Source organism: Winogradskyella poriferorum, assembly GCF_036553625.1.
Taxonomy (GTDB): domain Bacteria; phylum Bacteroidota; class Bacteroidia; order Flavobacteriales; family Flavobacteriaceae; genus Winogradskyella; species Winogradskyella poriferorum.
Genome location: NZ_JAZHOU010000007.1, coordinates 18,101 through 31,693, shown reverse-complemented (window position 1 = coordinate 31,693; position 13,593 = coordinate 18,101). Strand labels below are relative to the sequence as shown.

The following is a 13,593-nucleotide window of genomic DNA, read 5'->3' as shown; positions in this document are numbered from 1 at the left end:
ATTTTCTTGAAGAAGACGTTCTGTATATTAGTTATATGTTTAGGCCATTTCAGCTGTGATTTTTTTAAAAAGACAGATGATAGAGAGCCCATTGCAAGGGTTAATGAAACATATTTATATAAAGAAGATGTAGAAGGCTTGGTGCCTGAAGGAACAAGTAGAGAGGATAGTTTAGTTATTGTTAATGGCTACATTAATCGCTGGGCGCGCCAATTGTTGCTTATGGATGGTGCGTTGTTAAATCTTTCTGAAGAAAAGCAAGAAGAATTCTCAAAACTGGTAGCTCAATATAAGAGTGATTTATATACCAAAGCGTATTTAGAAGGCCTAGTGAAAAAAAATATAGACACTTTAGTTAATCCAGAGGAAGCCAAAGTGTTTTATGAATCTAATAAAGAGTCCTTTAAATTAAATGATGATTTGTTGCAGTTGCGGTACATTAGTCTTCCGTTAAACCCAATAGATTTAGACACCATAAAAAAGAGATTTAAACGTTATGAAGCTAAGGACAAATGCTATTTAGATTCAATATCTATGCAGTTTAAATCGTACTCATTAAATGATTCTATTTGGGTAAAATACAGTCAGGTTGTAGATAAAGTTCCTGTGGTAACACAAGAAAGTAAAGAGCAACTGTTAAAAAAATCTAATTTCTTACAGCTCAAAGATTCAATAAACCTATATTTGATGCATGTTAATGACATACGTCTGCAGAACGATTATGCGCCATTAGAGTATGTTAGTAAAACCATAAAACAAATTGTAATTAATAAGCGTAAACTAGAGCTTATTAAACAACTAGAAAAAGATATTTCAAAAGATGCAATTAAGAACAATAAATTTCAAATCTATAACTAAGGCTTTAAGCCTTTGTTGTTTTCTGTATGTAAGCACAATAGGTGCTCAAGAAATTATACAAGATGAGGTTGTAAAGGAAAAAGTAAAAGACTCTGTAGTTAATACAACCAGAGTAAAAGCTGACGGTGTAGCTGCTGTTGTTGGTGATTTTATTGTATTAGAGTCCGACTTAGATCGTGAGATAGCTCAGCTCGAAGCACAAGGAGCCGACTTAAGAGGAGTAACACGTTGCGAGCTTTTTGGTCTTCTATTAGAGAAAAAATTATATGCCCACCAAGCTATCCAAGACAGTATTGTAGTAAATGAGCTTTATATCAAATCTATGGTAGACCAGCAATTACAAGGTATTTTGGCGCAAACTGGAGGTGATATGGAAGGTATATTAAACTTCTACAAAAAAGATTCAGAACAAGCCTTAAGAGATGAGATGTACGAGATAAACAAAAATGGTTACCTCGAACAAGAAATGCGTAAGAAAGTTATTGATGAAGTTGAGATAACACCAGAAGAGGTAAGAACATTTTTTAATGAAATACCAAAAGATGAGAGGCCAACATTTGGAACAGAGCTAAAAGTTGCACAAATAGTTGTAATACCTGAGGTTACAGAAGAAGCTAAACAAGCGGTAATTGATAAATTAAAGGGATTTAAAAAAGATATAGAAGAAAATGGTGCCAAATTTGCAACAAAAGCATTGTTCTATTCCGAAGACTCAGGATCTAAAAACAATGGTGGTTTATTACCAACCATGAATAGAAAAAAGCCAAGAATGGTAAAGGAATTTAGAGATGTCGCTTTTAATCTCCAAGAAGGGGAAATTTCAGAACCTTTTGAAACGGATTTTGGTTTTCATATCATCTATTTAGAAAAAATTAGAGGTCAGGAATATGAAGTAAGACACATTTTATTGCGCCCAGAATTATCTCCTGAAACTATTCAAAAAGCACAAGAAAAGATTGAGAAAGTTAGAGAATTAATTGTAAGCGGTAAAACTACTTTTGCAGAAGCAGCAAGAGAGTTTAGTGACGAAGAAGAAACTAAATATGAAGGCGGTCGTTTAACAAATCCAACTACTCAAGATTTTAATTTTGAGTTGACTAAAATGGATACAGAAATGTACACCCAAATACAAGGTCTTAAGGATGGTGAGGTTAGTCAGGTTATACAAGATGAGGACAGAATTAACAACATTAAGTTTAAAATAATGACGGTAACAGATCGTATTGATGATCATGAAGCTGATTATGCAAGAGACTATTTAAAGATTAAAGAACTAGCACTACAAGACAAGCAGGTAAGAGCAATAGAAAAATGGCAAAAACAGGTGATTTCTGAGACTTATGTAAAGATTAATGGAGAGTACAGAGATTGCGAATACGCTAATAATTGGTTAAAAAACGAATAGTATATGTCTGATGTTGCTGTAATAGAAAACTTCGTAAACAAATACAAAACTCTTAAACAGGAAATTGCTAAAGTTATTATAGGTCAGGAAGATGTTGTTGACCAAATTTTGATATCAATATTTTCTGGTGGACATTCGCTTTTAATTGGTGTGCCAGGTTTGGCAAAAACTTTAATGGTAAATACCATTGCGCAAGCACTTGGTTTAGATTTTAAACGCATTCAATTTACACCAGATTTAATGCCTAGTGATATTCTAGGTAGTGAGATTTTAGATGAAAATCGAAATTTTAAATTTATTAAAGGACCCATATTTGCTAATATCATTTTAGCGGATGAGATAAACAGAACTCCACCAAAAACCCAGGCGGCACTTTTAGAGGCTATGCAAGAGCGGGCTGTAACCGTAGCAGGTCATCAATACAAATTAAGCTTACCGTATTTTGTTTTAGCAACACAGAACCCTATAGAACAAGAAGGGACTTATCCTTTGCCAGAAGCGCAGCTAGATCGTTTTATGTTTGCTATTAGATTAGAATACCCTTCTTTTAAGGAAGAAGTAGAAGTTGTAAAAGCTACAACTACAGACATACAGACTTCTGTTAAGGCATTATTTTCTGCACAAGAAATTATAGATTTTCAGAATGTAATACGTCGTATTCCTGTTGCGGATAATGTTATAGAATATGCAGTGTCTTTAGTGGCTAAAACAAGGCCAAACGAAGAAACTGCTGCAAATATAGTTAAGGAATTTGTGGATTGGGGAGCAGGTCCAAGGGCTTCACAAAATTTAATATTAGCAGCCAAAACTCATGCTGCTACGAAAGGAAAATTTTCTCCAGATATAGAAGATATTCAAGCTGTTGCGATAGGTATTTTAAGGCATAGAATTATTAAAAACTACAAGGCTGAGGCAGAAGGTGTTTCGGATGAAAAAATTATAAAAAGTCTTTTCTAAGTCCAATAGAATTTAATTATTCGGTAATTTGCTTCTTTTTAAAAAGAAAAAGTGACTTTAATTCGTTCCAAAAGAGTTTATGGTATAGATGTTATTAGGTCTATAGCCATTAGTTTGGTTTTAATTTCACATTGTACATATCTGCTTTATCCTAATAATAATACTATCATTTTATCCTTTATTAGAACACTAGGAGCTGTTGGTGTAGATTTGTTCTTTGTGCTAAGTGGTTATTTAATAGGAGGATTGTTACTAAAGAATATAGAATCAGGTAAAACGTCTTTATCACATTTGCTAATCTTCTGGAAACGACGTTGGCTTAGAACATTGCCTAATTATTTTTTGGTATTAGTGCTTAATGTCATTTTACTGCTAATTCTTGATGATGCTTTACCAAAAAACCTATGGCTTTACATTCCGTTTTTACAAAACTTTATAAGTCCACACCCTAATTTTTTTACAGAAGCATGGAGTTTATCTATTGAAGAGTATGCGTATTTAATGCTCCCTTTATTACTGTACTTGTCTTTTTTTATGTTTAAAAGGCACTTTAAGCAATTGTTTTTAAAGTTGACGCTTGCTATGATAATTGCGCTTTTTGCTTTTAAAATAAGTTATTATTTTAATGCTAATGTTACTAGTTATAAAGAGTGGAGTTCAGGGTTTAGAAAAGTAGTTTTATACCGAATAGATGCTATCTATTTTGGGTTTCTTTTAGTGTATTTTATTAAAAAATATAATACATTCTTCATGCAAAAGAAAAAGTTGTTTAGTGCCATAGCATTATTTGTTTTTGGTTCAACTCATCTTCTGATTTACTACTTTAGTTTGTATCCTCAAACACATTTAGGGTTATATGTTTTTTTGTATATACCTTTAGTGTTGTTAAGTTGTGCACTGCTTTTTCCTTATTTTATCGATTTAAAACAAAATGGGATTTTAAAAAATGTGTTTTATTTTATAAGTACTAGATCGTATGCAATCTATTTGGTGAACTATTCTTTGATTTTATTAACTGTTCAGAGATATTATGAAGTAGATCAAATATCTTTTTTTGCCAAGGTTTTGTTTTTAGTTTTATTCTTGTCATTAACTATTATTATAGCGCAAATAATCTATCTGTTTTTTGAGCGGCCGATACTGTCTCTTAGAGATAAATATGTTAGTAAATAGTCTGTTAATATTGACTAGAAAAAAATATACTTTGTTACGAATCAAGTATTAGAATGAAATCGTTAACAATACTCATTTTAATTAGCTATGCTTATATATAGAAGTTTAATAAGAAATATATATTCATTCTAAATAAGCTGAATTGTTAAATTTTTATTTAAATGGCAATTAAGATGTTAATAGTTAATGTAATGTATGTGAAAAATAACTTTTTGTGATTTATTTTCAACATTTTGGTAATTTCTTTACATATTTTCAAAAGCCCTTACTATTTTGTAATTTTGTGACACTTAAATTTAAAATAATTATCAACCTTTAAATATACTTTATGGCTTTTGACATTGATATGATAAAAGAGGTTTATTCTAACATGACTGAGCGCGTAGATGCAGCCAGAGATATTGTTGGAAAACCATTAACACTTTCAGAAAAAATATTATATGCTCATCTTTGGGATGGTAAACCTACAAAACCATTTACCAGAGGTAAGGATTACGTAGATTTTGCACCAGATAGAGTAGCATGTCAAGATGCGACAGCGCAAATGGCGTTGCTTCAGTTTATGCAAGCAGGTAAGCCAAAAGTTGCTGTTCCTACCACTGTACATTGTGATCACTTAATTCAGGCAAAAGAGGGTGCAGCTACAGATTTAAAACATGCAAATAACACAAGTAGTGAAGTTTTTAACTTTTTAGAATCTGTATCTAATAAATATGGTATTGGTTTCTGGAAACCAGGTGCTGGTATTATTCACCAAGTAGTTTTAGAAAATTATGCATTTCCAGGTGGAATGATGATTGGGACAGACTCGCATACGGTTAATGCTGGTGGACTAGGTATGGTTGCCATCGGTGTTGGTGGTGCAGATGCTGTAGATGTAATGGCTGGCATGGCTTGGGAACTTAAGTTTCCTAAACTAATAGGTGTAAGATTAACAGGAAAATTATCTGGTTGGACGGCACCAAAAGACGTTATCTTAAAAGTAGCCGAAATATTAACTGTAAAAGGTGGTACAGGAGCAATTGTTGAATATTTTGGACCAGGTGCTACATCTATGTCTTGTACTGGTAAAGGTACAATTTGTAACATGGGAGCTGAGATAGGAGCTACAACTTCTACATTCGGTTATGATGATTCAATGGAGCGTTATTTACGAGCTACAGATAGAGCAGATGTTGCTGACGAGGCTAATAAAATTAGAGAATATCTTACTGCAGATGCAGAGGTATATGCAAATCCTGAGCAGTATTTTGATCAGGTAATTGATATCAATCTTTCAGAGTTAAGCCCATTATTAAATGGTCCTTTTACTCCAGATTTATCAACACCTGCAGGTAAAGAGATGACAGAAAAGGCTACTGCAAATGATTGGCCTTTAGAGGTAGAATGGGGACTTATAGGTTCTTGTACAAACTCGTCTTATGAAGATTTATCAAGGGCATCTTCTATTGCTCAGCAAGCTTTAGACAAAGGATTAAAAACCAAGGCAGAATTTGGTATTAACCCAGGTTCTGAGCAAGTGCGTTATACAGCAGATAGAGATGGAATATTAGAAGTTTTTGAAAAATTAGACGCTAAAATATTCACTAATGCTTGTGGGCCTTGTATTGGGCAATGGGCTAGATATAGCGATCCTAAAAATGCACCAAAAAACAGTATAGTTCACTCGTTTAACAGAAACTTTGCTAAACGTGCTGATGGAAACCCTAACACTCATGCCTTTGTAGCATCACCAGAAATGGTTGCAGCAGTTGCTATTGCAGGTCGATTAGACTTTAACCCTATGACTGATAAGTTAATTAACGAGAATGGGGAAGAAGTAATGTTAGATGAGCCAACAGGATGGGAATTACCACCAAAAGGTTTTGAAGTAAAAGAAAATGGATACCTAGAGCCGGTTGCAGATGGTAGTGATGTAGAAGTAACTGTAAAGTCAGATTCAGAAAGGTTACAATTACTTACACCTTTTGAGCCTATTGGCGATTCTGTTACAGGTGCTAAATTATTAATTAAGGCATTTGGAAAATGTACAACTGACCATATTTCAATGGCTGGTCCTTGGTTACGTTTTAGAGGGCATTTAGATAATATTGCAAATAACACTTTAATTGGTGCTGTAAATGCTTTTAATAAGAAAACAAACTTCGTTAAAAATCAATTAACTGGTGAGTATGGTGGTGTGCCAGATACCCAAAGAGTATATAAGAAAAATGGTATTTGGTCTGTTGTAGTTGGTGATCATAATTATGGTGAAGGTTCCTCTAGAGAGCATGCAGCTATGCAACCTAGACACTTAGGTGTTGCTGCTGTTATAGTGAAATCTTTTGCACGTATCCACGAAACCAACCTAAAAAAGCAAGGAATGTTAGGTCTTACTTTTGCTAACGAAGCAGATTACGATTTAATTCAAGAAGATGATACATTTAACTTCTTAGATTTAAATGAGTTTGCACCAGATAAGCAACTACACGTAGAAGTTGTACATGCAGATGGTTCTAAAGATGTAATCGCTTTAAATCATACTTATAATGATGCACAAATTCAATGGTATAAAGAAGGTTCTGCACTTAATTTAATTAAGAAGCAAAATGCTTAACTAGTTTAAGCTTAATAGATAAATTGAAAACTCTCAGTTATTGGCTGAGAGTTTTTTTTTTGTTTTAAGTTGAAAGGATTGTAGAAAAGGGGCGACTTTATTAATAACTCAATTAAATCTTTCTTTAGTCATGAATTCTATCTGGATACTCGAAGATGTGAATTTGTTTAATTTACTCTGTCCTCATAAGTTTAAGCAGTATAAAGCGTGTCATACATTTGATGCCTATAAAAAAAGTGATTATATATATTTTGAAGAAGATGCCGCCAATAAGGTATATCTTATAGAAAAAGGAAAAGTGAAAATTGGCTATTATAATGAAGATGGCACAGAAGTGGTGAAAGCCATATTAAGAAAAGGGGAATTATTTGGAGAAAAAGCAATTCTAGGTGAAGAAAAGCGCGATGAATTTGCTCAGTCCTTAGATAATCAAACATCAATTTGTCCTGTAGGAGTAGATACAATGCACGATTTAATGAGGGACAATAAGACTTTTGGTCTTAGAATATATAAGTTTATTGGTTTTAAGTTTAAAAAGTTAGAACGAAGACTTCAATTATTACTCTTTAAAGATTCTAAAACTCGATTAATGGAATTTTTGCAAGAACTCTGTTCAGATTATGGCTATGATTGTGAGAAAACGGGAGACCACATTATTAATCATCCTTACACACAAAAGGATATAGCATCTCTAATAGGAATTTCTCGTCCCACATTAAATATCTTAATGAATGAACTTAAAGAGGCAGATGTTATAGATTTTAATCGTAGGCAAATTAGAATTTTCAGTACTTCGGTTTAATTTTGTTGTTAATGAAGAATAACTTTAAAAAGAGCAATATTATATTTATAATTTTAATCTTATTGCTCATAATTCCGCAAACGAGACAATCTATTCAAATATGGCTTCATAAGGGAATCGCCTTAATTAATCCCGTAAATGAGGTTTCGCCAGATAAAAGAGTTAGACTAGAAAGTTATGATTGGCAGTTGGTAAATGAAAACAAAGCTACTTATAATTTGAAGCAAGCTGAAGGAAAGGTAGTATTAATAAACTTTTGGGCAACTTGGTGTCCTCCTTGCATTGCTGAAATGCCAAGTCTTCAGGATTTGTATAATGATTACGGTGATAAGGTGGAATTTTTATTTATTACTACCGACAGTTTTGAGACAGTACAAGCATTCAAAACTAAAAATAACTACACGTTTCCGGTTTATATCAGAAGGTCTGATTATCCAAAAGAATTAATTACAAGGTCTATACCTCGTACCCTAATTGTTAATAAACAAGGAGATATCATTATAGACAAATCAGGTGCTGTAGATTGGAACAGTGATAATATTCGTGCCCAATTAGATCAATTGCTAGCTGAATAATTATTTAAAATATTTAAAAGGTACAATGAGCATACCAAAGTTTTCACCATGTTCTTTTCCTAGATGTTTATGGTGAATTTTATGAGCACGTCTAACGCCTCTTGCATATTTGTTATCAATATTTCTTAGCCATTTAAAACGCTGATGAATAAAAATGTCGTGTACAACAAAATAGGCAATACCATAAAATAAAATGCCTAAGCCAATAGGTAGCGTGTACCAAACGTCTTCATAGCCCCAAAGGTAAAAGCATGCCATACTAACTACGGCATAGAAAATAAAAAAGGCATCATTGCGCTCAAACCAACTGTCATGGTCTTTTTGGTGATGGTCTTTGTGTAAGCTCCATAGAAATCCGTGCATGATATATTTGTGCGTAAACCAAGCGTTAAATTCCATGATAAAAAACGTTCCTAAAAAGATTAATATCCAATAAAAAGTCTGCATAATACTTGGGTTATGAGTTATAATAAATTTAAATGAAATTTGACGTAACTACGTGTAAGTAGCTCAATTTTTTTATAATTAGGTACTCTAATTCTAGCTGATTTTATTTCTAAAGCAGGTGTTTGCTTTAATTTTTGCAGCAATTTGTTGTAATAACGATAAGCCATAAATACACCAAATCGAGCCTCGAGAGGTAAACGTTTTATGCCTTGTAAGCCTTTGGCAAAATCTGCTTCAATATCGTCTATAATTGCTTTTTTTGAGGCTTCATCTAATTGATTTAAATCTGTGTTAGGGAAATAGGTGCGACTCAAATCTTCAAAATCAGCTTTTAGGTCTCTTAAGAAATTTACTTTTTGAAAAGCAGAGCCTAAACTCATGGCAGAGTCTTTAAGATCTTCGTATTTTTCATTATCTCCTTTTACAAAAACTTTAAGGCACATTAACCCTACAACATCGGCAGAACCGTAAATGTAATTTTTATATTCTTCTTCGGTGAGATAGTCTTTTTTATGCAAATCTAATCGCATACTGTTCATAAAAGCTTCAACAAGATGTTTGTCTATATTGTATTTATGATAGGTATCCTGAAAAGAATTGAGAATAGGGTTTAGACTTATTTTATCAGCTAATGCAGCCTCTAAGTCAGCTTCAAAATTATTGAATAACTTTTCTTTGTTATAATCATGAAATGTGTCTACAATCTCATCTGCAAAACGGACAAAGCCATATATATTGTATATATCTTGTCTAATACTGTCTGAAAGCATCTTTGTGGCCATAGAAAAAGATGTACTGTAAGCATTGGTTACTAACTTGCTACATTCTTTGGAAACGTTGTCAAAAATTGATTTCATAATGCGGTCTTTTTCTTAGGGATTAAACATTTTTTTTATGAATAAGTTCAGAAACTAATTTACCAGATATTAACGATGGTGGAACACCAGGTCCTGGTACTGTTAGTTGTCCTGTAAAGTAGAGTCCGTCTACTTTTTTGCTTTTTAAATTTGGTCTTAAAAAAGCAGTTTGTCTCAAGGTGTTTGCCATACCGTAGGCATTTCCTTTATATGAATTGTATTCACTTATAAAATCCTTAACACAAAAGGATTCTTTAAATAGAATATTGTCTTTTACTTTTTGGTTAGTTAAGCTTTCAAATCGATTTATAATTATATCAAAATATTGTGTTCTTAACTCGGCAGTGTCTTCTAAACCTGGCGCTATAGGAATAAGAAAAAAACCTGTTTCACATCCTTCTGGAGCCATACTTTTATCTGTTACTGAAGGGAAGTTAACATAAAATAATGGATTTTCAGGCCATTTTGGATTATCATATATATCCTCAGCATGTTTTTCAAAGTCTGTATCAAAAAATAAATTGTGATGCTCAATATCATTCAGCTTCTTATTAAAACCAACATAAAAGAGCAGAGAAGAAGGGGCAAAGGTCCTCTTGTCCCAGTAGGCTTCAGAATATTGTCTGTAGTTTTTATCTAATAAAGTTTCAGAATGATGATAGTCAGCACCGCTCAAAACAACATCTGAGGCTACAAATTTACCGTTAACAGTAATTCCGGTAGTTTTTCCGTTTTCAACATTAATCTTTTCAACAGTACTGTTGGTGTGTATAGTTACACCTAAGCTTTCAGCTAAACTTCTCATGGCCTTAATGATTTCGTACATACCTCCTTTAGGATGCCATGTACCTAGGCCAAAGTCAGCAAAATTCATAAAACTATAAAATGAAGGAGTTTGACTAGGTTTTGCTCCTAAGAACAAAACAGGAAACTCTAGTGTAGATATTAATTTAGGATTTTTAAACTTTTTTCTAACCTCAGTACTTATTGTTTTAAAAAAACGATCCACACGTGTAATGGTGTCTTTTGTAACTAATTCTAATGGTGATATACCAGGTTTTAAAACTACTTTGTTTATAGCAATATTATAATGGTCTTGTGCTTGGGCAATAAATTTACGCAATGGTTTAGAACTACCAGATTCTATGCGTTCAAATTCTTCACAAATTTGATCCATGTGGTCGCCAATAGTGATAACATCATCCGAAAAGAAAATTTTATAGGCAGGGCTTAATTTATCTAATACATAGTAGTCGCTGGTACTTTTGTTAAAGTCGTTAAAGAATTTTTCAAAGATATCTGGCATCCAGTACCAGCTTGGTCCTATATCAAATGTAAAACCATCTTTAATCAGTTGTCTCGCTCTTCCTCCTACGGTTTTATTTTTTTCGAATATGGAAACATTATACCCTTCCTTAGCAAGGTAACATGCCGCTGATAGCGAAGAAAAGCCTGAACCGATTATTGATATGGTCTTATTCATTAGTCTATTGAGCTTGTAAGGGATTTTATGGACTTAAACGTTTTTATTTGTTTTGGTAAATTTTCTGTATCAGAACTTTCTAGTATTTTACCCAAAAGCCATAGACTTGAGTTATTATTTTTAAGTAATGTATCTTCAAAATTCTCAAGGTATTTATGTACATCTTCTGTGCTTGGACTTACTGTTAAATATGAAATAAATATGATATCATCATAATAGTTTTGTAAATCGCTTAAGCTTGTAATGGGTACACTTTGACCTAAATAAATGCAATGACACCCTTTTTTAGACAAGAGGTAATTGACAAACATTAAACCAAGTTCGTGTATTTCATTTTCAGGTAAATAAAGTACAAAGGTTTTTGTTGACTTATATTCTTGTTTGACTTGTATTAGCTCTGTGTTAATTAAAATTTTCTGCCTTATTAAGCCTGAGATAAAATGCTCATGCGCTGGCGTAATGGTGTCTGTTTGCCAAAGCAATCCTATTTCAGTTAAAAGCGGAATAAAAATATTGTAGAAAATACTTTCGAAATCTATATCTTTTAATAGAGATTCATAGGTTTTGTAAAATAAAGATTGATCAAAATTTAGCATTGATAGCTTAAACGCATTAATGGCATGACTTTCTAAATTGTTTTCGTTTGCAATCTCTTTAACAAGGTTTGGTATTTGTTCTTCGTCTATTGTGGCAATTTTAGATATTTTATATCCATTGTTATTAAGATAGCTAACATTAAGTAGTTTTTGAAAATTAGCTAAGTCGTAATATCTTATATTGGTGTCGGTTCGTTTAGGTTGTAGTAAATTATAGCGCTTTTCCCATATTCTTATGGTATGTGCTTTAATTCCAGTAAGATTTTCTAAATCTTTAATACTAAATTGACTCTTAATATTGTTCATTTATTTTCAAAATAAGTTAAACAAAAATAAGATTTTAAATAATAGCATTAATAGAATTAACAAAAATTAATGAAAAATTTGTTGTTAAGGTATCTTAGTTAGAGTAGAAGATGATAAATTTTTAGAAATAAGAAAATAATTGTGCGCACGAGAAGACTCGAACTTCCACGACCTAAACGGTCACTGGCCCCTCAAGCCAGCGCGTCTACCAATTCCGCCACGTGCGCAAAATGAAAAGTAAATATAAAAAAAAAGTTAAGCAATGATGCTTAACTTTTGTGACCGGGCTGGGGCTCGAACCCAGGACCCTCTCCTTAAAAGGGAGATGCTCTACCAACTGAGCTACCCGGTCTAACATTAAATGTGCTTCTCTAATGCGGGTGCAAATATATAATGTTTAATTAATAAAACAACACTTTTTTTATTTAAATTTTTGTTTTTTTATTTTGATTAAGTTTGGTGCCTAATTTTTAAATAATTAAGTCTTATGATAGTTGCTTTAATGGGATATATGGGTTCTGGTAAATCTACAATAGGTAAGAATTTAGCTACTGTGTTGAATTACAATTTTTTAGACTTAGATGACTATATTTCTGGACAAGAAAACAGTTCAATTAATGACTTATTTAAGAATAAAGGTGAAATATATTTTAGAAAAAAAGAAGCCTATTATTTAAATGATGTTTTAACTTCAAAGGATGATATAGTCTTAGCCTTAGGTGGTGGTACTCCTTGCTATGGTAACAATATTACGTTGCTTAAACAGTCTGAAAAAGTTAAGTTATTTTACTTAAAAATGTCAATTCCACAGCTTACGGAAAGATTATTTAAAGAAAAAGATAGCAGACCTTTAATAAGTCACCTTAAAACTAAAGAAGAGCTTACAGAATTTATAGGTAAACATCTATTTGAGCGTACACAATATTACAATCAATCGCCAAATATTATTTTATCAGACAATAAATCTATAAAAGAGCTTTTAGAAGAAATTGTTAAGACTTTAATCTAAATAAGCCTCATAGGGTTGTTTAGAGAGGTTGACATGTACATGCTCAAAAAGAGAAGTAGATAAAGAAATACCTTTGAAATCTGCCTTTACAGGAAATTTTTTGTGATTACGGTTTACTAAAACAGCAGTTTTAAATTGTTTTAAAGGGACATCTAAAAAGTGCTTTATTCCATAAATTAATGTGCTGCCTGAGTTTAGAACATCATCAATTAAAACTATAGACTTATTAGCGTAGTCTTCACTTTTTATGGATGTTTTAATTGGGTTGATTGGTTCGTTTTTATCAACAGTAACTTTACAAAGTGTAGAATTGATATCAGAAATTTTATCGAGCTGTGATTTTATTTTTTTAGCAAGGATGTAACCATTACTTTCAATACCTGCAATTACAATTTCAGTTTCATTTACGTTGCTCTCGTATATCTGGTAAGATATGCGTCTTATTTTGTGCTCAATTTCTTTATGGCTTAAAATAGTATTCTTTGTAAGTGCCATGGTAGGTATGTTGTTTTTTAGTAAGTAAATAAAA

The 13,593-nt window shown here is 32.3% G+C and carries 13 protein-coding genes and 2 tRNA genes; 8 read left to right on the top strand and 7 right to left on the bottom strand.

Annotation, left to right across the window (positions count from 1 at the left end):
* Positions 1-6 precede the first annotated feature (6 nt).
* The 7 genes from V1468_RS15015 to V1468_RS14985 all read left to right on the top strand — a co-directional run bounded on the left by V1468_RS15015 (position 7) and on the right by V1468_RS14985 (position 8,366).
* Positions 7-858 carry a peptidyl-prolyl cis-trans isomerase gene (locus tag V1468_RS15015; protein WP_331811022.1) on the top strand — a complete coding sequence of 284 codons (852 nt, stop codon included), beginning with the start codon at positions 7-9 and terminating at the stop codon, positions 856-858.
* Positions 821-2,263, top strand: coding sequence for a peptidylprolyl isomerase (locus tag V1468_RS15010; RefSeq protein WP_331811021.1), 1,443 nt, complete (start codon positions 821-823; stop codon positions 2,261-2,263). Before V1468_RS15015 ends, V1468_RS15010 begins: the two co-directional genes overlap by 38 nt.
* Before the next feature lie 3 nt (positions 2,264-2,266).
* A complete protein-coding gene (locus V1468_RS15005) occupies positions 2,267-3,220 on the top strand; it encodes an AAA family ATPase (protein ID WP_331811020.1) in 954 nt (317 codons plus the stop codon).
* 51 nt (positions 3,221-3,271) lie between these two features.
* Positions 3,272-4,393 (top strand): acyltransferase family protein, encoded by a 1,122-nt coding sequence (locus V1468_RS15000; RefSeq protein WP_331811019.1) that lies wholly within the window; start codon positions 3,272-3,274, stop codon positions 4,391-4,393.
* Positions 4,394-4,721: 328 nt separating this feature from the next.
* Positions 4,722-6,989 carry an aconitate hydratase gene (locus tag V1468_RS14995; RefSeq protein ID WP_331811018.1) on the top strand — a complete coding sequence of 756 codons (2,268 nt, stop codon included), beginning with the start codon at positions 4,722-4,724 and terminating at the stop codon, positions 6,987-6,989.
* A gap of 130 nt (positions 6,990-7,119) precedes the next feature.
* Positions 7,120-7,791, top strand: coding sequence for a Crp/Fnr family transcriptional regulator (locus V1468_RS14990; protein ID WP_331811017.1), 672 nt, complete (start codon positions 7,120-7,122; stop codon positions 7,789-7,791).
* A gap of 11 nt (positions 7,792-7,802) precedes the next feature.
* A complete protein-coding gene (locus tag V1468_RS14985; RefSeq protein WP_331811016.1) occupies positions 7,803-8,366 on the top strand; it encodes a TlpA family protein disulfide reductase in 564 nt (187 codons plus the stop codon).
* Here the strand turns inward: V1468_RS14985 and V1468_RS14980 are convergent, their stop codons facing one another.
* The 6 genes from V1468_RS14980 to V1468_RS14955 all read right to left on the bottom strand — a co-directional run bounded on the left by V1468_RS14980 (position 8,367) and on the right by V1468_RS14955 (position 12,407).
* Positions 8,367-8,813 carry a sterol desaturase family protein gene (locus V1468_RS14980; RefSeq protein WP_331811015.1) on the bottom strand — a complete coding sequence of 149 codons (447 nt, stop codon included), beginning with the start codon at positions 8,811-8,813 and terminating at the stop codon, positions 8,367-8,369.
* Between the two features lie 17 nt (positions 8,814-8,830).
* On the bottom strand, positions 8,831-9,670 hold the full coding sequence (locus V1468_RS14975) for a phytoene/squalene synthase family protein (protein WP_331811014.1): 840 nt from the start codon (positions 9,668-9,670) through the stop codon (positions 8,831-8,833).
* Positions 9,671-9,692: 22 nt separating this feature from the next.
* Positions 9,693-11,153 (bottom strand): phytoene desaturase family protein, encoded by a 1,461-nt coding sequence (locus tag V1468_RS14970; RefSeq protein ID WP_331811013.1) that lies wholly within the window; start codon positions 11,151-11,153, stop codon positions 9,693-9,695.
* Positions 11,153-12,055 (bottom strand): MerR family transcriptional regulator, encoded by a 903-nt coding sequence (locus tag V1468_RS14965; protein ID WP_331811012.1) that lies wholly within the window; start codon positions 12,053-12,055, stop codon positions 11,153-11,155. The genes V1468_RS14970 and V1468_RS14965 overlap by 1 nt, the downstream gene beginning before the upstream one ends.
* A 142-nt stretch (positions 12,056-12,197) precedes the next feature.
* Positions 12,198-12,282, bottom strand: a tRNA-Leu gene (locus V1468_RS14960).
* A 52-nt stretch (positions 12,283-12,334) separates the two neighbouring features.
* Positions 12,335-12,407 (bottom strand) — tRNA-Lys (locus V1468_RS14955).
* Positions 12,408-12,542: 135 nt separating this feature from the next.
* On the opposite strand from V1468_RS14955, the gene V1468_RS14950 reads away from it, so the two are divergent.
* Positions 12,543-13,064 (top strand): shikimate kinase, encoded by a 522-nt coding sequence (locus V1468_RS14950; RefSeq protein WP_331811011.1) that lies wholly within the window; start codon positions 12,543-12,545, stop codon positions 13,062-13,064.
* Here the strand turns inward: V1468_RS14950 and V1468_RS14945 are convergent.
* Positions 13,056-13,559, bottom strand: a complete 504-nt coding sequence (locus V1468_RS14945; protein ID WP_331811010.1) for a phosphoribosyltransferase family protein — start codon at positions 13,557-13,559, stop codon at positions 13,056-13,058. The two genes, V1468_RS14950 and V1468_RS14945, sit on opposite strands and share 9 nt — an antisense overlap.
* Positions 13,560-13,593: the final 34 nt, after the last annotated feature.